The organism is Streptomyces cyaneofuscatus, assembly GCF_033109485.1.
GTDB classification, from domain to species: Bacteria; Actinomycetota; Actinomycetes; order Streptomycetales; family Streptomycetaceae; genus Streptomyces; species Streptomyces cyaneofuscatus.
The window spans coordinates 154,278-171,058 of record NZ_CP137002.1; the positions used below are offsets into that span (position 1 = coordinate 154,278).

Genomic DNA, 16,781 nt, shown 5'->3' on the forward strand with positions numbered 1-16,781 from the left:
ACCTAATATGACGACTGTCGTCTTCGGGTCCCCACGCGAGAAGCCGGTATCCCCCCTTCTTTGTCATTCGTCCAGGCACGGCTGCCCCCAACCGCTGTGCCGTGCCCTCCCCCGAAGGAGACATGCAGCGCATGTCCATGCCCCGCCGCGGCCACCTCGCCGCTCTCGCCGCACTCACCGTCGTCTCCCTGGGCACCGGTGTCCTCGCCGTTCCCGCCGCCGCTGCCGCTCCGGGCACCGTCGTCGCAGCCCAGGCCGCGCAGGCCGGGACCACGTCGGCGGCCGCCCCGATCCTGGTGTCCGGTGGGTCCTCCTGGGGCCTGAAGAAGTCCTGGTTCGATTACGTCACGCGCTTCGGCGGCTCGGTGACGGTGGCCGACGGCGCCACCAAGGACGCCGCCGGGGTGATCGGTTACCCCGTCAAGCACGGTGCGGTGGACCCCGCCAAGCGCAACGCCGATGTCCGCTTCGGCGGCTCGGTCACCTACGCGGTGCCGGCCCACGACATCACCGCCATCACCCTCGCCAACCCCCGGATCGTCCTCAAGAAGGGCGTGGGGTCGCTCTTCGTGGACGTGACGAGCGACCTGACCGAAGGCCAGGATCCGGTCACCACGGCCGGAGTGGAGCTCGCCGAGCTGAAGGCGTCGGCCGGCGCCCTGAACGGGGCCGTGCTCGACTGGACCGGGATCACGTCGAAGCTCACCGCCAAGGGCGCGCAGATCTTCGCCAACAAGGGCCAGCCGATGTACGAGCCCGGCTCCGCGCTGGACCCCGTCGCCATCGCCGGCACCACCAGCGTCCCCACCCTGACCGTCAGCCAGGTCACCAAGCTCGGCGCGGAGACAGAGGTCACGGTCGAGGGCAAGGGCTACCAGCCCGGCCGCGGCGTCTACCTGGCGCAGTCCGTGGCCCTGGACGGCACCACGTACCCCAGCCTCTACGGCAACGCCGCCTGGATACGCAGCGTCGGCGTCGACGGCACCTTCACCGTGACGGCGAAGCTCACCGAGACGTTCACCTCCGGCACCACCACCGTCGACTGCCGGACCACCGCCTGCTTCGTCACCACCTTCAACTCGCACGACCGCACCGACCCGACCTGGATGCCCTCGCGCGCCCAGGACGTGTCCCAGCAGCTGTACTTCGGCGACGCCGTCCCGGCCGCCGTCGTGACGCAGCAGCCGACCGCCCGTACCGCCCGCTCGGGTGCCGACGCCGTCTTCACCGCCGCCGCGACCGGGTACGACTCGGTCCGCTGGGAGCGCAGCGCGGACGCCGGCAAGACCTGGAGCACCGTCTCCGGCGCCACTTCCACCAAGCTGACGGTCAAGGCGAGCGCCGCGGTGAACAAGCACCGCTACCGCGCCGTGTTCGTCAACGCTTCCGGCGAGACCGCCACCTCGGCCGCCACGCTCACCGTGTCCGCGGTGCCCGCCCGGATCATCTCCTTCAACGCCTCCCCCGAGCCGATCGGCAAGGGGAGCAAGCTGAAGATCGCCGCCACCCTCCAGACCGCCGGTGCCACGAGCAACGCCTGGACCCCGCTGGCCAAGGCGTCCGTCGTCATCGAGTTCCAGGCGAAGGGCGCCAAGACCTGGAGCAAGGCCGCCACGGTCACCACCAGTGCCAAGGGCGCCATCGCGACCTCGGTCACCGCCAAGACGGACGGCACCTGGCGCGCCCGCTACGCCGGGACCGCCGACCGCGCCGCGGCCGTCAGCGGCGCCGACTTCGTGGACGTCAAGCTGCGGACCGCCATCTCCGGCTTCAACGCCTCCCCGGAGCCGGTCCGCAAGGGCCGCACCATCACGGCCAAGGGCACCCTGCGCAGCCTGGACGGCACCTGGAAGAACACCTCGGGCCAGTCCGTGAACATCCTGTTCCAGGCCAAGGGCTCCAAGAAGTGGACCAAGCTGGCCACCGTGCGCACGAACGGCAAGGGCGTCTTCAGCAAGGGCTTCACCGCCAAGAAGGACGGCACCTGGAAGGCCGAGTTCAAGGCCACGGCCGCCCGTCTGGGCACCACGGGCCCGGGCGACTACGTCGACGTCCGCTGACCCGCACCCGCCCGTACGCCCTTCCCGTACGCCCTCCCCGGACGGCCGGTCACCGCAGGCAACTCGCCCGCAGGTGACCGGCCGTCCGGCCGTTCGCCCAGCCCCGCGCCGCCGCCGCGCCGCCGGGCCAGTACGGGACCACGAGCCCGCTCCGCCGCCTCCCGCAGGCCACTTCCCGTAGGCCGAACGGGCGGGCCGTCGCCTCCCGGGGCGCCTCCCCGGGTGTTTCTCCGCCGGGAGCGTGCCGCTGTCGTGATCGTCTCTGACCACCGCCTCCTTCCTCGCGCGGCCGACGCGCCCGATCAGTCCTGCCTCACCGCATCCGAACGGGGTACGTGTGCGGAAGGAGTGGCGAACGGTTCGCCGCCCACCTGACCGGAAGGACGTGAGATGGCCCGCATCCCGGCCGTGGAGCACTCCTTCGCCGCCTGCCCGCTGCCGCCGTCCCCGGACCCCTCGGCCACGGCGTCCACCGCGGCCGGGGCCGTCGACGCGGACGTGGCCGGCGCCGTCCTGCGTACCGCGCGGGCGGTGCTCGCGGAACGGGTCGCCCAGGCGTCCGAGATCGACGCCTCGTTCGCCGGGGAGCTGGCCGGGCGGGTCGCCGACTTCACGCTGCACGGGGGCAAGCGGATGCGCCCCCGGCTCCTGTGGTGGGGGATGCGGGCCTGCGGTGCGGCGGACGCCGGGTCCACGGCGGCCGCGCTGCGCCTGGGGGTCGCGCTGGAGCTCATCCAGACCTGCGCGCTGATCCACGACGACGTGATGGACCGGTCACGGCTGCGCCGGGGGAAGCCCGCCGTGCACATCGGCATCGCCGCCCGGGCGGGCCTGTCCCCGGACTCGGAGCGGGGCTCCGCATTCGGCACCTCCGCCGCCGTGCTGGCCGGGGACCTCGCGCTGGCCTGGGCCGACGACACCGTGGCGGAGACGGCGCTGCCCGCTCCCGTACGACGGCGGATCGGGGTCATCTGGCGCTCCCTGCGGACCGAGATGGTCGCGGGTCAGTACCTTGACCTGCACGGCCAGGCCACCGGGGGCTCCTCGGCGGCGCGGGCGATACGGACCGCCTGCCTCAAAAGCGCCCTGTACTCCGTCGAGCGGCCCCTGGCGATCGGGGCCGCCCTGGCCGACGCCGATGAGCACACCACGGCCGCACTGCGTTCGGCCGGCCGGTGCGCCGGGATCGCCTTCCAGCTCCGGGACGATCTGCTCGGGGTCTTCGGCGACCCGGCGCGGACCGGGAAGCCGTCCGGCGACGACATCCGCGAAGGCAAGCCGACCTACCTCCTCGCCGTCGCCCGGGAACGTGCCGAGGCCGCGGGTGACGAAGGGGCACTGGCCGTCCTCGGCCACGCCGTGGGCAACGCCGATGTCACCGAGAGGGATCTCGCCGATGTACGCGGGGTCTTCGAGGCGACCGGCGCGCGCGCCCATGTGGAGCGCAAGGCGGAGCGCCTCCGCGACCACGCCGTACGCCGGCTGGGCGAGGCCGTCGACCTGGACGCGCACGGCGGCCGGCAGCTGCTCGGCCTGCTGCGCACGGTCTCCGGGGACCCGTCCGGGTTCGGCCCGGCCACCCCCGACGACACGGGCGGGCACCACAGCCCGGCAGCAGCAGGCGTTCTGTCCGTGGCCGAAGGGGGACATGTCCGGTGATCACGGTGAAGGGGCCCGTCGACCATGTGGTGGTGGTCGGTGCCGGTCTGGCGGGGCTCGCCGCCACGCTCCACCTCCTCGGCGCGGGCCGCCGGGTGACGGTGGTCGAGCGGGACTCCGGGCCCGGCGGCCGGGCCGGGCTGCTGGAGTCGGGCGGTTTCCGCATCGACACCGGTCCGACCGTGCTGACCATGCCGGACCTGGTTGAGGAGGCCTTCGCCGCGGTCGGGGACAAGCTGGCCGACCGGCTGGAGCTGATCCCGCTGGACCCGGCCTACCGGGCCAGGTTCGCCGACGGGTCCCAGCTCGACGTGCACACCGACGGGGCCGCGATGGAGGCCGCGGTCGAACAGTTCGCGGGGGCCCGGCAGGCGGTCGGCTACCGTCGGCTGCGGCGGTGGCTGGAACGCCTCTACCGGGTGCAGATGCGCCGGTTCATCGACGCCAACTTCGACTCGCCGCTCCAGCTCGCCCACCCCGATCTCGCGCGGCTCGCCGCCCTCGGCGGTTTCGGCCGGCTCGACGCGCGGATCGGGAGCTTCGTCTCGGACGAACGGCTGCGCAGGGTCTTCTCGTTCCAGGCTCTGTACGCCGGTGTCCCGCCGGCCCGGGCGCTCGCCGCGTACGCCGTCATCGCCTACATGGACACGATCGCCGGGGTGTACTTCCCCAAGGGCGGAATGCACGCGCTGCCCCGGGCGATGGCGGACTCGGCCGCCGAGGCGGGGGCCGCGTTCCGGTACGGGCAGACCGTGACCCGGCTGGAGCGTTCGGGTGAACGGGTCACCGCCGTCGTCACCGACCGGGAGCGCATCCCCTGCGACGCGGTGGTCCTCACCCCCGACCTCCCCGTCACCTACCGGCTGCTCGGCCGCAGCCCCCACCGGCCGCTCCGCCTGCGCCATTCGCCGTCCGCGGTGATCCTGCACGCGGGAACGGACCGCACCTGGCCGGATCTGGCGCACCACACCATCTCGTTCGGCGCGGCCTGGAAGAGCACCTTCCGTGAACTCACCCGCACCGGGGAGCTGATGTCGGACCCCTCCCTCCTCATCACCCGGCCCACCGCCACCGACCCCTCCCTCGCCCCGCCGGGCAAGCACCTCCACTACGTGCTGGCGCCCTGCCCGAACACCGAGGTCGGTCCCGGCGTACGGAAGTGGCGGGAGCTGGGCCCCCGCTACCGGGACGAGCTCCTGGCCGAGCTGGAGCGCCGCGAGATGCCCGGGCTCGGCGCGGCGATCGAGGAGGAGGGGCTGGTCACGCCGGTCGACTGGACCGCCCAAGGCCATGCGGCGGGCACCCCGTTCTCCGTGGCCCACACGTTCCCGCAGACCGGCCCGTTCCGGCCGCGCAACCTGGTGCGGGGCACGGTCAACGCCGTCCTCGCGGGGTGCGGCACCACGCCCGGCGTCGGCGTGCCGACCGTCCTGATCTCCGGAAAGCTGGCCGCTCAGAGGATCACCGGCCCCCGTACCGACTGGAGAGGCACTGCTGCATGACCGTCCGTGAACTCGACGCCGCCGGCATCCACGATCCCGCCCTCCGGGCGGCGTACACCCACTGCCGAGGGCTCAACGCCCGCCACGGCAAGACGTACTTCCTCGCGACGCGGCTGCTGCCCGTCGACCGGCGCCCGGCCGTCCACGCCCTGTACGGCTTCGCCCGCTGGGCCGACGACATCGTGGACGATCTCGACTCCTCGGCCACCCCCGCCGAGCGTGGCCGCGCCCTGCTCGCCCTGGAGGCCCAGTTGGAAGCAGGGCTGGAGGCAGGCTTGGAGGCAGGGCTGCGGCGGGAGGGGGCCACCGAGCCGGTGATCAGCGCGCTCGCCGACACCGCTCGGCGGTACGGCATCGACCGCGTCCACTTCACCGACTTCCTGGCCTCCATGCGCAGCGATCTGACAGTCGGCGGGTACGCCACGTACGAGGAGCTCGGCCGGTACATGCACGGCTCCGCCGCCGTGATCGGCCTCCAGATGCTTCCGGTGCTCGGGACGGTGACGCCGCGCGAGGAGGCCGCTCCGCACGCGGCCGCGCTCGGGGTCGCCTTCCAGCTGACGAACTTCCTGCGGGACGTGGGCGAGGACCTGGACCGGGGCAGGCTCTATCTGCCGGCGGAGCTGCTGGCCGCGCACGGGGTGGACCGGGAGCGCTTCGAGTGGAGCCGGAGGACGAGGGCGCGGGATACGCGGATCACCGACGTCCTGCGGGCCGCCGCCGCCCACAACCGGGCCGTGTACCGGGACGCCCTGCCCGGGATCGCGATGCTCGCCCCGGTGTCGCGGCCCTGTATCCGTACGGCGTTCGTGCTGTACAGCGGCATCCTGGACGCGATCGCGGCCGACGGGTACGCGGTCCTGCACCGCCGGTCGGTGGTCCCGCGCCGACGGCGTGCGGTGGTGGCGCTGGACGGGCTGGTACGGGCTGTCGCCGCACGGGCAGGGAGCCGCCGTGGTGAGGAGGCACCGGTGGTGGGGCCCTCCTGCGCCTCCCCCTCGCCCCGGCCGCGGGTGGCCCCCGTACGCGAGGAGGCGCTATGAGCCCGGCGGCAGGACGCCCGAGCCGCATCCCGTTGCGGCTGCGGCGCACGCCCGTCCCGTGGGACCGGCAGGAGCCCACCTGGCGGGAGGCGAAACCGGGGCTGATCGCGGACGCCCTGAAGCGGGCGCAGAGCCGCCCGTCCGGCAACTGGTACGTCATCGGCGCCTCCCGCGACCTTCCTCCGGGTCGGACGCTCGGCACCACGGTCGGCTCCACCGAGGTGGTGGCCTGGCGGGACGCCGAGGGGAGGCTCCGCACCGGACCGGGGGCCTGCCCGCACCTCGGGGCGCCGCTGCGCGACAGCCCGGTCCGCTGCGGCACGCTGGTCTGCCACTGGCACGGACTGGCCCTGGACGGCGGGCCGTTCGCCGGGTGGGAGCCCTTCCCGGCTTTCGACGACGGGGTCCTGCTCTGGGTGCGGCTGGACCGGGTGGGCGGCGAGACGCCTTCGGAGCGGCCGTACGTTCCGGTCCGGCCGAGGGTCCGGGACGCGGTGGAGGCGGTCTACACGGGCGTGGGCCGCTGCGAGCCGGAGGACGTGGTGGCCAACCGGCTCGACCCGTGGCACGGGGCGTGGTTCCACCCGTACTCCTTCGTGGATCTGACGGTGACCGGAACGCCCGCCGACTCCCCGGGCGACTCCCGGGGTGACTCCCCGGACGACGATGACGGGTTCCTGGTCGACGTGTCCTTCAAGGTGGCCGGGCGGCTGGTGGTCCCGGTGCGGGCCCGGTTCACGGCGCCCGAGCCCCGTACGGTCGTCATGCACATCGTCGAGGGTGAGGGCGCGGGGTCCGTGGTGGAGACGCACGCCACTCCCCTGGCCCCGGACGAGCGGGGGCTGCCGCGTACCGCCGTGACGGAGGCGCTGGTCGCGGCGTCGGACCGGCGCGGTTTCGCGGTGGCCCGCGCGGTCGCGCCGCTGCTGCGCCCGCTGATGCGGGCCTCGGCCGGCCGGTTGTGGCGGGACGACCTGGCGTACGCGGAGAGGCGTTGGGAGCTGCGGGACAGCGGGCGGTTCCCGGGCTGAGCCCGGCGATCGCCCCCGTCCCTCAGTCGGCCCCCAGTGCCGCGAGTCGGCGCAGTGCCGCCGACCGTCCCGCGCGCGGGACGGTCCAGAGTGTCTGCCCGCGTACGCCCCACCGCTCCAACAGGGCGTTCGCGGCGAGGAATCCGCTGGTGGCCGCGCGTTCCATCAGCGCCACCGGCAGCCCGGTGCGGACCATGTCCCCGGCCACCATGACTGCGGGGTCGGGGCTGCGCACGCCGGGCCGGTCCCGGTAGCCGCCGACGGGGAACATCGGGCAGTCCGCCCGCCACTCGTGCCGTTCGTCGACGATGCGGGCGCTCTGCGTCTCCGGGTAGATCCGGTGCAGTTGCCGCAGCGCCTCGGCCTGTACGGCCCCCCGGTCGGCGTCCGGTGCGACGGCGTATGCGTGCAGTTCGACGACGGAGCCCCTGGTGCGCCGGGCCCAGCGGGCCGCCTCGCCCTCCCAGCGGTCCAGGACGCTGACGTTGTCCAGGGGCCCGTAGCCGCTGGTGCCCAGGAAGCCCGGCCGGTCGTACGCCACCGGCCGGTCGAGCCAGAGCCGGGAGACCAGGAACGGCGGTGCGGTGCGCAGCCGTTCGATCCCGGCCCGCCACTCGGCGTCGCCCAGCTCCGGGGAGGCGCCGACGACGCGGCGCAGGCCGCCGCTGTCCAGGGCGAGGACGAGGGCGTCGTAACGCGTGGTGCCCCCGTCCGTGGTGACGTCGAGCCCGCCGTCAGGCAGCGGCCGCACCTGCCGGACCGGTGTCCGGGTCCGTACGTCGACGCCATGTCCGGTCAGATAGCGGTGCAGGGGGTCCCACAGGGCGGTGGGGAACGGCTCGTCGGGGACGTCGAAGAGCAGACCCTCGCTGGAGCCGAGGAAGTAGATGTGGAACATCAGCACCAGTTCCGCCGCCGACAGTTCGCGCGGGTCGGCGAAGAAGCTACGGGAGAACACCTCGAACGCCAGGTGGTGGGCGGCTTCGGGGAAGCGGATGCGGGTGAGGAAGTCATGGGCGCTGATCCCGTCGAGCCGGTCGTAGACCTCGGGGACCCGGACGTCCAGCAACGGCAGGGCGGCGCGCGGGTTCATCCGGGCCAGGTCGCGCACGCCGAAGGTGGGGCTGAGGGCGACGAAGCCCAGGGCACTGAGCGGAGGGGTGCGCGGCACCCGGGCGAAGCTGTCGTGCAGGCCGGAGCTGTGCCGCAGGGGGTAGTCGGGGAGCCGGGTCAGCGCGTCGAGGCCCGCGTCGACCCGGCGCAGCAGGCCGCGCAGGTTGTAGTACTGGCGGAAGAAGGCGTGGAAGCCCCGGCTCATGGTGACGTCCGTGCCGTCGGCCAGCTCGGTGGGCCAGCCGGACAGCCGTCCGCCGAGGCCCGGTTCGCGCTCGTGGAGGGTGACGCGTACGCCGCGCTCCGCCAGGAGGGTGGCCGCTGCGAGACCGGCGATGCCGCCGCCGACGACCGCCGCGGTGGGGGCGTCCTGTGAGGTGAAGCGGGCCCGGCCGTCGGGGGCGGGCACCACGGCCGCCCGGCGGTCGCGGCCGCGCCGGTGGCCCGTGCCGCTGTGGCTGCGGCTGTGGCTGTCGCTGTCGCTGTCGCGCAGGAACATCACGCCCCCTCCCCCGCGCGGCCGACGAAGGTGTGGGTGATGCCGGTCTGCCAGCCGGGCAGCGGGAGGACGCGTACGTCGGTGAACCCGGCCCGGCGCAGCCGCCGGGCGAACGCGGGTGCCGTGTCGAACTCCAGGACACTGCGCCGGAGATGGCGGTAGAGCCCGGCGTCCCCGGTGAGGCGCCCGGCGGGCTGGATGACCGTGGCGCAGACCGTGTTCCACACGGCACGGTGGACGGGTGATCCGCCGAGCGTGTACTCGTGCACGGCGAGGCGGCCGTCCGGGGCGAGCAGACCGCGTACGAGGTCGAGGGCCTTGTCGGGGTCGGCGAGGTTGCGGAAGAGGTACCCGGCGAACACCGCGTCGAAGGAGGCGGGCCGCAGCCTGCCCGCCAGCTCCTCGACCGGGACGTGCACGAAGTCGACGCCCTCCGGCCAGCTCTTGGCCGCCGCCCGGTCCAGCATGCCGGCGGAGGCGTCGACGCCGGTGATACGGGCGTACGGGGCGGCGGCGAGGAGCGCGGCCGTCGAGGCACCCGTACCGCACCCCAGGTCCAGCACGCGCAGCCCGCGTCCGCCGTCGGGCAGCCCCAGCCGGCGGGCGGAGCGGCGCAGATGGCCGTGGTAGCCGGGGCTGGCCGCGACCAGCCGGTCGTAGGCGGCGGAGCCGTGGTCGAAGGCCGCGGACAGGTCGTCGTCGCGCAACAGGGTCATGGGGTGCTCTTCTCGTGGCCGGTCGGTGGAGGCAGGGGGTGGGGTGGTTGGCGTCTGGTCAGGAAGGGGAGTTCGGCGACGGTCCGCAGCATGGGGGCGACCGGGGTCCGGAGGCCGATCAGCAGGTCCTCGTGGAGGTGTGAGCTGCCGTCCAGGAAGCGGAGCAGCCGGGCGGCCGGGACACCGCGGAAGAGGCGGGTGAAGAAGTCGGAGCCGTCCACCCGGCCGCTGTCCAGCGCCCGCAGCATGACCGCGTCCATCGCGCGGGGCCGGGCCCCGTACGGCGCGGGCATCCGCAGCTCGCGGCCGGCGCGGAGCCGGTCGGCGACGGATCGGCTCTGCCGTTGCACGGCCGCGAAGGTGTACCCGGTGGAGGGGCGGGTCGCGCCTCCGGCGGTGCCGATGCGGTGCACGGAGCGCCCGTCGCGGCGCGGGAAGTGTCCGTCCGTCATGGGGATGACGCCGCGCTCCTGTGCGGTGACCCGGAACTCCCCCAGTTTCAGGACCTCCTGGGTGTAGTGGCCGAGGGCACGCCGGTAGGCCTCGGTGGACAGCGGGGCGGGCGAGAACTCGGTGTACTCGACCAGGGCGGTCTGCGGGTCGAGCGGCAGGACGTAGCCGAAGGAGAGTCCCCGCGCGGGCTGTGGCGTACGGAAGTCCATGAGGTCGGCGGTCGTCGGGTCGAAGGCGGGGCGCTCGGTGCGGACGAACCAGCCCATGAAGTGCTGGAGCAGGGTGGTGCGGGCGGGCGGCAGACGGCCGGGTGGGCGGGAGTCGAAGACCCGGCGGCCGCGTACGAGAACCCGTCCGTCCTGGGCCAGGACTTCGCCGCCGCCGTCGGGTGCGTCGCGTACGGCGGTGACCGTGGCCTCGATCCGGCGGAAGCCCGGCGCGTCGGACAGCCGCCGGCCGACCAGGGCCTCGAAGGCGTCCGACCGGAGCATCTTGTAGCGGTAGGGGGACGGTTCGGTGACCGTGGCCGCCCCGTCGGCCGCCCGCACCCGCAGCCAAGGCCAGGAGGCGGCGAGCGCGGAGTCGTAGGCGCCGCCGGGCGGTTCCCAGTAGCACCAGGTGCGCGGCGGCGGCCTCAAGGGCCCCGGCGGGGCGTCGACGAGGACGACCGACAGCGGCACGGCGCCGCCCGGTGCGCACAGGTGGTACGCCAGGCTCAGCCCGGCCGCTCCGGCGCCCACGATGACGACGTCGGGGTCAGGCACGGCTCCCCTCTCGGTTGGGCGGGTACGGATCCCCGCGGCCTGCCAGGTACGGAAATCCTTCCGCACCAGGGGGCCGGACGGATGCGTGCGACGCGCCGTGACACGGCCTCAGGTGGCGCTGTGGTCCGGGTGCCCTCGTGTGCGACGGGCTTCCTTCATCTCGGCTTCGTACAGGTGGTCACGGCCCCCGGCCAGTTCGCCCCGGATCTCCCGCTCGACCGTCCGGAACACGTCGTAGTACGTGGCGTTGTACTCCTCGACGATCTGGAAGGTCCAGTGGCCGGGGATGACGTTGCGGCCGAGGATCTCCCGCTGGACCCGGTCGGCCTGCTCCCCGTGCCCCGCCTCACGGAGCAGCCGTACGGCGTCGTCGAGGCTGAGGTCAGCGCCGCCGGTGAGCTGGTGGAACGCGTAGAGGGCACCGCGGGCCCGTTCGGTGGTCTCCAGCGCCTTCGAGAGGGCGCCGAGCGCCTCGACGGTCGCGTCGGTGACTCCGTCGGGGCGCTGGTGCGACGGGTCGGAAGGCCGGGTCTGCGCGTTCATGGATCTCCTCGTCGACGTCGACGCGTCCGTGCGGCGGTTCACACCCTCCACCTTCCTCGTCAGCGGGCCGGCACACCTGCTGTGACCCCCACCCGGAGCAACGGGTGTCATTTTCCCCTATCACTCCCTATCTTCCCCTCCAGAGGGAATATTGAAGTAATATTCATTCCCATGGAGAGCGGTGAACCTGAGCTTTACTCGATCGGCGAAGTGGCCGAACGGCTGGGTCTGCATGTGCGGACCGTCCGGAACTACGTGCGTGACGGGCGGCTCAAGGCCGTCCGGATCGGCAAGCAGTACCGGATCAGCCGAGCGGACTTCGAGGCGCTGACCGGCAGTTCGAGCACCGCGCCGGCGGACGCGGGGCGGGGACACCTGGAGGTGTCGAGCATCGTGCAGATCGACGCGATCGGCCCCGAGGCCGCGCACCGGCTGAGCACCTTCGTCACCGCGAGCGCGCAGTCCCCCCGGGACGCACCGGATTCCCTGCGCATCCAGACCGTCCACGACAGGGAACGAGCCCGGATGAAGATCGTGATTCTCGGCGGCGCCGCGGCCACCGCCGAGCTGCTGCACCTGATCGACGGCGTGCTCGGCCCGGAGAACGGGCTGCTCGACCTCGGACCGGAGGCGGCGCACCGTGCCTGACCTCCTGGTGGACCACCACGGCACAGCGGTGCTGGCCTGCTCTACGGACGGCCCCTCGATCGCCACCGTGCAGGACGCGCTCGACCAGCTGATCGGACCCGCCTTTCAGGGCGCCGAGGTGGTCGCGGTCCCGGCGGAGCGGCTGAACGACCGCTTCTTCGACCTGAGCACCGGGGTGGCCGGCGCGATCCTCCAGAAGTTCTCCAACTACCGTCTCCGGCTGGTCGTCGTCGGGGACATCACCCGTCATCTGGCGGCGAGCTCGGCCCTGCCCGATCTGGTGCGCGAGGCCAATCAGGGGCGGGACATCTGGTTCGTGGCCGACCTGGACGCTCTGGCCGCCCGTCTGGCCGGGTAGCGCGCCCTGCCGGTGCGGCGGCCCCGCGCGGACGGGCACCCTTGCGGGGCCGTCGGCGCGGGGCCGCACCGTGAACTACTCCTCCTCGCCGCCCTCCCCCTCGTCGTCGCCCTCGAAGGCGTCTCCGATCTCGTCGATCACCTCGGCGGCGACCATTCCGCCGACGACACCGACGGCGGCGCCCGCCGCGACTCCGGCCACCACCGCCCCGGTGCCGGGACCGGACCGGTGGTGGTCGTCGTGGTGGTGGTGGCCGCCGCCCTGTGCGTACGGGTACGGCGCGGCGTGGGCCGCGTGGGCGCCGATCACCTGCTGCAGCCAGGCGTCGACCTCGGCGTTGCGGTCGGCCTGCGGCAGGGCGTGGTGCGAGGTGGTGAAGCGGTGCACGGTGTCATGACTCTCCGAGAAGAGCCCGGCCCGCTTGTCCGCCTCGATCACGACCTCCAGGCCGTCCGGCGCGGCGAGGAACGTCACCTCGATCTCGTTCACCGCGTGGGCCTGGCCGGCGGGCGGCACGATCTCGATCTCCTGGTAGCAAGGCAGCCGCTGACCGGTCCCCCGGATGTGACCGAGCTCCAGATCGGCCGACTTGAAGCCGTATCCGAGCTGCCCGAACGCCTCCAGGATCGCCTCCTGGGCGGGCAGCGGGCCCACCGCGAGCGCGTCGAGGTCGCCCTTGTCCCGTGCTCCGGCCACCTCCAGTTCCGTACGGATCCCGAGGACGGGGCCCAGCGGCTGGCCGTGGAGCTGTGTGACCGGGGTCTCCCAGGGCAGGGTGACGGTGAACGGCACGGTGTGCTCGGCGTCCTCCGCGAGCCGGAATCCGCCGCCGACGGTGAACCGTTCGAGGACGACCGTGGAGTCGTGCTCCTCGTCGTTACCCTCCACCTCGACCCGGGCGACCAGGAGGAGGGAGATCTGTTCCACCGTCACATCCGTTCCGCCGCCGCGCAGCCGGACCTCACCGGAGAGCGGTCCGCCGGGAAGGGCGGGGTCGGGCTGCAGGACGGTGTCGACCGAGGGACCGCCGACTCCGAGGGCTCCGAGCAACTTCTTGAACACCATGTCCGGCGTCCACTCCTTCTTCGTGTGGTGAAAACACCTGCCTACCCATCCGACCACACCTGTGATGCGTGCCACTCCCCTTTGCTTTGCGCCCCCTTTACTATCTACAAAGCGGGTTTCCACCCGCCGCCAGACGTCGAACCCGACGACCGAACAGAGAAGGAGCTGCGGTACCGCAATGGGTGAGCCTCCCAGTACGAACCGTGTCATCCCCACCCCTGCTCACCAGGGGACGGAGGTGACACGGTGAGCGAAGTACTCCTGCTCCTTCTCGCCCTCGGTCTGACTCTGGCGTGCGCGGTGTTCGTCGCAGCCGAGTTCTCGCTGACCACCATCGAGCGCGGTGAGCTCGAACGAGCCGCGCAGGCCGGTGAGCGCGGAGCCGAAAGCGCACTCAAGGCCGCCAAGCGGCTGACCTTCCAGCTGTCCGGCGCCCAGCTCGGCATCACCGTGACGTCTCTGGTCATCGGCATGCTGGCCGAGCCGGCCCTCGCCGGGCTCCTGCGCTCCCCGCTGGAGTCCGCCGGTGTTCCGGCCGGAGCCGTCTCCACGGTCGCGACCCTGCTCGGTGTGGCGCTGTCCACCGTCGTCCTCATGGTCGTCGGTGAGCTCGTCCCGAAGAACTGGGCGATCTCCAGCCCGCTCGCCGTCGCCAAGGTCGTGTCCGGCCCGCAGCGCGCGTTCACGGCCTGCTTCGCCCCGCTGATCCGCCACCTCAACAACACGGCCAACCGCGCCCTGCGCCGGTTCGGCCTGGAGCCGGCGGAGGAGCTGGCCTCGGCCCGTACCCCGCAGGAGCTCATCGCCCTCGCCGAGCACTCGGCCCGCCAGGGCGCCATCGAGCAGGACTCGGCGGAGCTCTTCGTCCGCACCCTGAACCTGGCGGAGCTGTCCGCCGAGAACGTGATGACGCCCCGGGTGGACGTGCGGGCCCTGGAGTCCCACGCCACCGCGGCCGACGCCGCCAACCTCACGCTGGCCACCGGCCTGTCCCGCTTCCCGGTCTACCGCGACAGCCTGGACCACGTCATCGGGACGATCCACATCCGCGACGTGCTGGCCCTGGAGGAGTCGAAGCGCGCCCGGACCCCGGTCACCGCGCTGGCCACCGAGCCCCTCCTCGTACCGGACTCGCTGCCCGTGGACCGGCTGCTGGCGCAGATGCGCCGGCACCGGACCATGGCCGTCGTCATCGACGAGTACGGCGGTACGGCGGGCGTCGCCACGGTGGAGGACATCGTGGAGGAGGTCGTCGGAGAGGTCCGCGACGAGCACGACCCGCACGAGCGCCCCGACCTGGCACCGGCCGAGCCGCTCGGCGACGGCCGTCAGGTCTGGGCGGCCGAGGGCAGCATCCGGCTGGACCAGCTCGACCGGATCGGCTTCTCCGCGCCGGACGGCCCGTACGAGACGCTCGCCGGGCTGCTCGCCAACCAGCTCGCCCGCATCCCCGTCCGCACGGACCGGGTGGAGGTCGACGGCTGGCAGTTCGACGTCCTCGACATCGAACACCACCGGGCCGACCGGGTGCGGATCACCGCGCCCGCCCCGGCCCTGACCCTCGTGGAGGAGGACGCCCGATGACCACCGTTCAGCTTCTCATCGGCGCGTTCACGCTCCTCACGAACGCGTTCTTCGTCGGCGCGGAGTTCGCCCTGATCTCCGTGCGCCGCAGCCAGATCGAGCCGGATGCCCTGCGCGGCAGCCGGCGGGCGAAGAGCACCCTGTGGGGTATCGAGCACCTGTCGGCCGCCATGGCCACGGCCCAGCTCGGCATCACGATCTCCTCGCTGGTGCTGGGCGCGGTCGCCGAACCGGCCATCGCCCATCTGCTGGAGCCGCCGTTCGACGCGATCGGCGTGCCGGACGCGCTGGTACACCCGATCGCCTTCGTCATCGCGCTGACCCTGGCGACCTATCTCCACATGCTCATCGGCGAGATGATCCCGAAGAACATCGCGCTCGCCGCGCCCGTCGCGACAGCCCTGGCGCTGGGTCCGTCCCTGGTGGCGCTGACCCGGGCGCTGCGCCCGGTCATCTTCGGTATCAACGCGTTCGCCAACATGCTGCTGCGGCTGCTGAAGGTGGAGCCGAAGGACGAGGTCGCCTCGGTCTTCACCGACGACGAGCTGGTCCGTCTGGTGAAGGACTCGTCCGACGCCGGTCTCCTCGCCCCGGCCGACGGCGAGCGGCTGCGGGACGCCCTGGAGCTGGGCACCCGGCCGGTCGGCGAGGTGCTGGTCCCGCTGAACCGGACCGTCACCGTCGACCTCGGCATCACCCCGCAGCAGCTGGAGCGGGCCGCGGTCGCCTCGGGCTTCTCCCGGCTGCCGGTGACCGGGCCGGACGACGGGGTGCTGGGCTATCTGCACATCAAGGACGCCCTGGGGGTCGCGGAGCGCACCAAGCCGCTGCCCACGAGCGCGATCCACCCGGTCATCCGGGTCGAGATCGACACTCCGCTAGACGACACCCTGACGGCGATGCGTGCCGCCGGTACGCACCTCGCCGCCGTCGCCGGGGACAAGGGGACGGTCATCGGCTTCGTGACGATGGAGGACGTCCTGGAGGAGCTGGTCGGCCCCGCCACGGTCTGACCGTACGAGATGCTCGCAGGGGAGGCGGTCCGGTGTTCCGGGCCGCCTCCCCCTCGTCGTGCCCACTGTCCGGACGGGCCGCTTGTCGAGCACGTAAGCTCGGCGGATGGCCAAGTACTTCGACGTGCACCCCGAGAATCCCCAGCCGCGCACCATCAGCACGGTGGTCGACAGCATCCGTTCCGGTGCGCTCGTCGCGTATCCGACCGATTCCTGTTACGCGCTGGGCTGTCAGCTGGGCAACCGCGACGGCATCGCCCGGATCAGGTCCATCCGCAACCTCGACGACCGCCACCACTTCACGCTGGTGTGCCACGACTTCGCGCAGCTCGCGCAGTTCGTCCGCGTCGACAACGACGTGTTCCGCGCCGTCAAGGCGGCCACGCCCGGCAGCTACACCTTCATCCTCCCGGCGACGAAGGAGGTGCCCCGCCAGCTGCTGCACCCGAAGAAGAAGACGGTCGGCGTCCGTATCCCCGACCACGTCGTGACCCAGGCACTGGTCGCCGAGCTGGGCGAGCCGCTGCTGTCCAGCACCCTGCTGCTGCCGGACGAGGAGGAGCCGCTGACGCAGGGCTGGGAGATCAAGGAGCGGCTCGACCACGAGGTGGACGCCGTGATCGACTCGGGCGACTGCGGCACCGAGCCGACCACGGTGATCGACTTCTCCGGTGACGAGCCGGAGATCGTACGGCGGGGCGCCGGCGACCCGTCGCGTTTCGAGTAGGCG

At 72.9% G+C, this 16,781-nt stretch carries 15 protein-coding genes; 10 read left to right on the plus strand and 5 right to left on the minus strand.

The window, feature by feature from the left end; all coding sequences use genetic code 11:
* Nucleotides 1–131: 131 nt before the first annotated feature.
* From R2B67_RS00680 to R2B67_RS00700, 5 genes are all read left to right on the plus strand, one after another.
* Nucleotides 132–2,060 (plus strand): HtaA domain-containing protein, encoded by a 1,929-nt coding sequence (locus R2B67_RS00680; protein WP_317815862.1) that lies wholly within the window; start codon nucleotides 132–134, stop codon nucleotides 2,058–2,060.
* Nucleotides 2,061–2,450: 390 nt separating this feature from the next.
* Entirely contained in the window at nucleotides 2,451–3,719 is a 1,269-nt protein-coding gene (locus R2B67_RS00685; protein WP_317815863.1) for a polyprenyl synthetase family protein, read from the plus strand.
* Complete coding sequence (locus R2B67_RS00690) at nucleotides 3,716–5,221, plus strand: phytoene desaturase (protein WP_317815864.1); 1,506 nt, start codon at nucleotides 3,716–3,718, stop codon at nucleotides 5,219–5,221. Before R2B67_RS00685 ends, R2B67_RS00690 begins: the two co-directional genes overlap by 4 nt.
* A complete protein-coding gene (locus tag R2B67_RS00695) occupies nucleotides 5,218–6,264 on the plus strand; it encodes a phytoene/squalene synthase family protein (protein ID WP_317815865.1) in 1,047 nt (348 codons plus the stop codon). The genes R2B67_RS00690 and R2B67_RS00695 overlap by 4 nt, the downstream gene beginning before the upstream one ends.
* The gene (locus R2B67_RS00700; protein ID WP_317815866.1) at nucleotides 6,261–7,295 is read left to right on the plus strand and encodes a Rieske (2Fe-2S) protein; all 1,035 of its coding nucleotides are present in this window, start codon (nucleotides 6,261–6,263) and stop codon (nucleotides 7,293–7,295) included. Before R2B67_RS00695 ends, R2B67_RS00700 begins: the two co-directional genes overlap by 4 nt.
* A 22-nt stretch (nucleotides 7,296–7,317) precedes the next feature.
* On the opposite strand, the gene R2B67_RS00705 is transcribed toward R2B67_RS00700, so the two are convergent.
* The 4 genes from R2B67_RS00705 to R2B67_RS00720 form a co-directional block, all read right to left on the minus strand.
* A complete protein-coding gene (locus tag R2B67_RS00705; protein WP_317815868.1) occupies nucleotides 7,318–8,907 on the minus strand; it encodes an FAD-dependent oxidoreductase in 1,590 nt (529 codons plus the stop codon).
* The gene (locus R2B67_RS00710; RefSeq protein ID WP_317815869.1) at nucleotides 8,907–9,623 is read right to left on the minus strand and encodes a methyltransferase domain-containing protein; all 717 of its coding nucleotides are present in this window, start codon (nucleotides 9,621–9,623) and stop codon (nucleotides 8,907–8,909) included. Before R2B67_RS00710 ends, R2B67_RS00705 begins: the two co-directional genes overlap by 1 nt.
* Entirely contained in the window at nucleotides 9,620–10,840 is a 1,221-nt protein-coding gene (locus tag R2B67_RS00715) for a lycopene cyclase family protein (RefSeq protein WP_317815870.1), read from the minus strand. Before R2B67_RS00715 ends, R2B67_RS00710 begins: the two co-directional genes overlap by 4 nt.
* Before the next feature lie 108 nt (nucleotides 10,841–10,948).
* On the minus strand, nucleotides 10,949–11,383 hold the full coding sequence (locus R2B67_RS00720; RefSeq protein ID WP_317815871.1) for a hypothetical protein: 435 nt from the start codon (nucleotides 11,381–11,383) through the stop codon (nucleotides 10,949–10,951).
* Nucleotides 11,384–11,554: 171 nt separating this feature from the next.
* Here R2B67_RS00720 and R2B67_RS00725 point away from each other — a divergent pair, with 171 nt between their 5' ends.
* Nucleotides 11,555–12,031 (plus strand): helix-turn-helix domain-containing protein, encoded by a 477-nt coding sequence (locus tag R2B67_RS00725; protein WP_317815872.1) that lies wholly within the window; start codon nucleotides 11,555–11,557, stop codon nucleotides 12,029–12,031.
* A complete protein-coding gene (locus R2B67_RS00730) occupies nucleotides 12,024–12,389 on the plus strand; it encodes a DUF4180 domain-containing protein (RefSeq protein WP_317815873.1) in 366 nt (121 codons plus the stop codon). The genes R2B67_RS00725 and R2B67_RS00730 overlap by 8 nt, the downstream gene beginning before the upstream one ends.
* Before the next feature lie 75 nt (nucleotides 12,390–12,464).
* Here the strand turns inward: R2B67_RS00730 and R2B67_RS00735 are convergent, their stop codons facing one another.
* Complete coding sequence (locus tag R2B67_RS00735; RefSeq protein ID WP_317815874.1) at nucleotides 12,465–13,454, minus strand: sporulation protein; 990 nt, start codon at nucleotides 13,452–13,454, stop codon at nucleotides 12,465–12,467.
* Nucleotides 13,455–13,700: 246 nt separating this feature from the next.
* Here R2B67_RS00735 and R2B67_RS00740 point away from each other — a divergent pair, with 246 nt between their 5' ends.
* From R2B67_RS00740 to R2B67_RS00750, 3 genes are all read left to right on the plus strand, one after another.
* Complete coding sequence (locus R2B67_RS00740; protein ID WP_317815875.1) at nucleotides 13,701–15,038, plus strand: hemolysin family protein; 1,338 nt, start codon at nucleotides 13,701–13,703, stop codon at nucleotides 15,036–15,038.
* Entirely contained in the window at nucleotides 15,035–16,051 is a 1,017-nt protein-coding gene (locus R2B67_RS00745; RefSeq protein WP_109980764.1) for a hemolysin family protein, read from the plus strand. The genes R2B67_RS00740 and R2B67_RS00745 overlap by 4 nt, the downstream gene beginning before the upstream one ends.
* A gap of 106 nt (nucleotides 16,052–16,157) precedes the next feature.
* The gene (locus tag R2B67_RS00750) at nucleotides 16,158–16,778 is read left to right on the plus strand and encodes an L-threonylcarbamoyladenylate synthase (protein ID WP_018512796.1); all 621 of its coding nucleotides are present in this window, start codon (nucleotides 16,158–16,160) and stop codon (nucleotides 16,776–16,778) included.
* The last annotated feature ends 3 nt before the right edge of the window (nucleotides 16,779–16,781 follow it).

Bases quoted from the DNA above. Each gene is read 5' to 3' on its own strand.
- R2B67_RS00680 (WP_317815862.1), top strand. From the start codon at position 132: ATGTCCATGCCCCGCCGCGGCCACCTCGCCGCTCTCGCCGCACTCACC.
- R2B67_RS00685 (WP_317815863.1), top strand. From the start codon at position 2,451: ATGGCCCGCATCCCGGCCGTGGAGCACTCCTTCGCCGCCTGCCCGCTG.
- R2B67_RS00695 (WP_317815865.1), top strand. From the start codon at position 5,218: ATGACCGTCCGTGAACTCGACGCCGCCGGCATCCACGATCCCGCCCTC.
- R2B67_RS00700 (WP_317815866.1), top strand. From the start codon at position 6,261: ATGAGCCCGGCGGCAGGACGCCCGAGCCGCATCCCGTTGCGGCTGCGG.
- R2B67_RS00705 (WP_317815868.1), bottom strand. From the start codon at position 8,907: ATGTTCCTGCGCGACAGCGACAGCGACAGCCACAGCCGCAGCCACAGC.
- R2B67_RS00710 (WP_317815869.1), bottom strand. From the start codon at position 9,623: ATGACCCTGTTGCGCGACGACGACCTGTCCGCGGCCTTCGACCACGGC.
- R2B67_RS00720 (WP_317815871.1), bottom strand. From the start codon at position 11,383: ATGAACGCGCAGACCCGGCCTTCCGACCCGTCGCACCAGCGCCCCGAC.
- R2B67_RS00725 (WP_317815872.1), top strand. From the start codon at position 11,555: ATGGAGAGCGGTGAACCTGAGCTTTACTCGATCGGCGAAGTGGCCGAA.
- R2B67_RS00735 (WP_317815874.1), bottom strand. From the start codon at position 13,454: ATGGTGTTCAAGAAGTTGCTCGGAGCCCTCGGAGTCGGCGGTCCCTCG.
- R2B67_RS00745 (WP_109980764.1), top strand. From the start codon at position 15,035: ATGACCACCGTTCAGCTTCTCATCGGCGCGTTCACGCTCCTCACGAAC.
- R2B67_RS00750 (WP_018512796.1), top strand. From the start codon at position 16,158: ATGGCCAAGTACTTCGACGTGCACCCCGAGAATCCCCAGCCGCGCACC.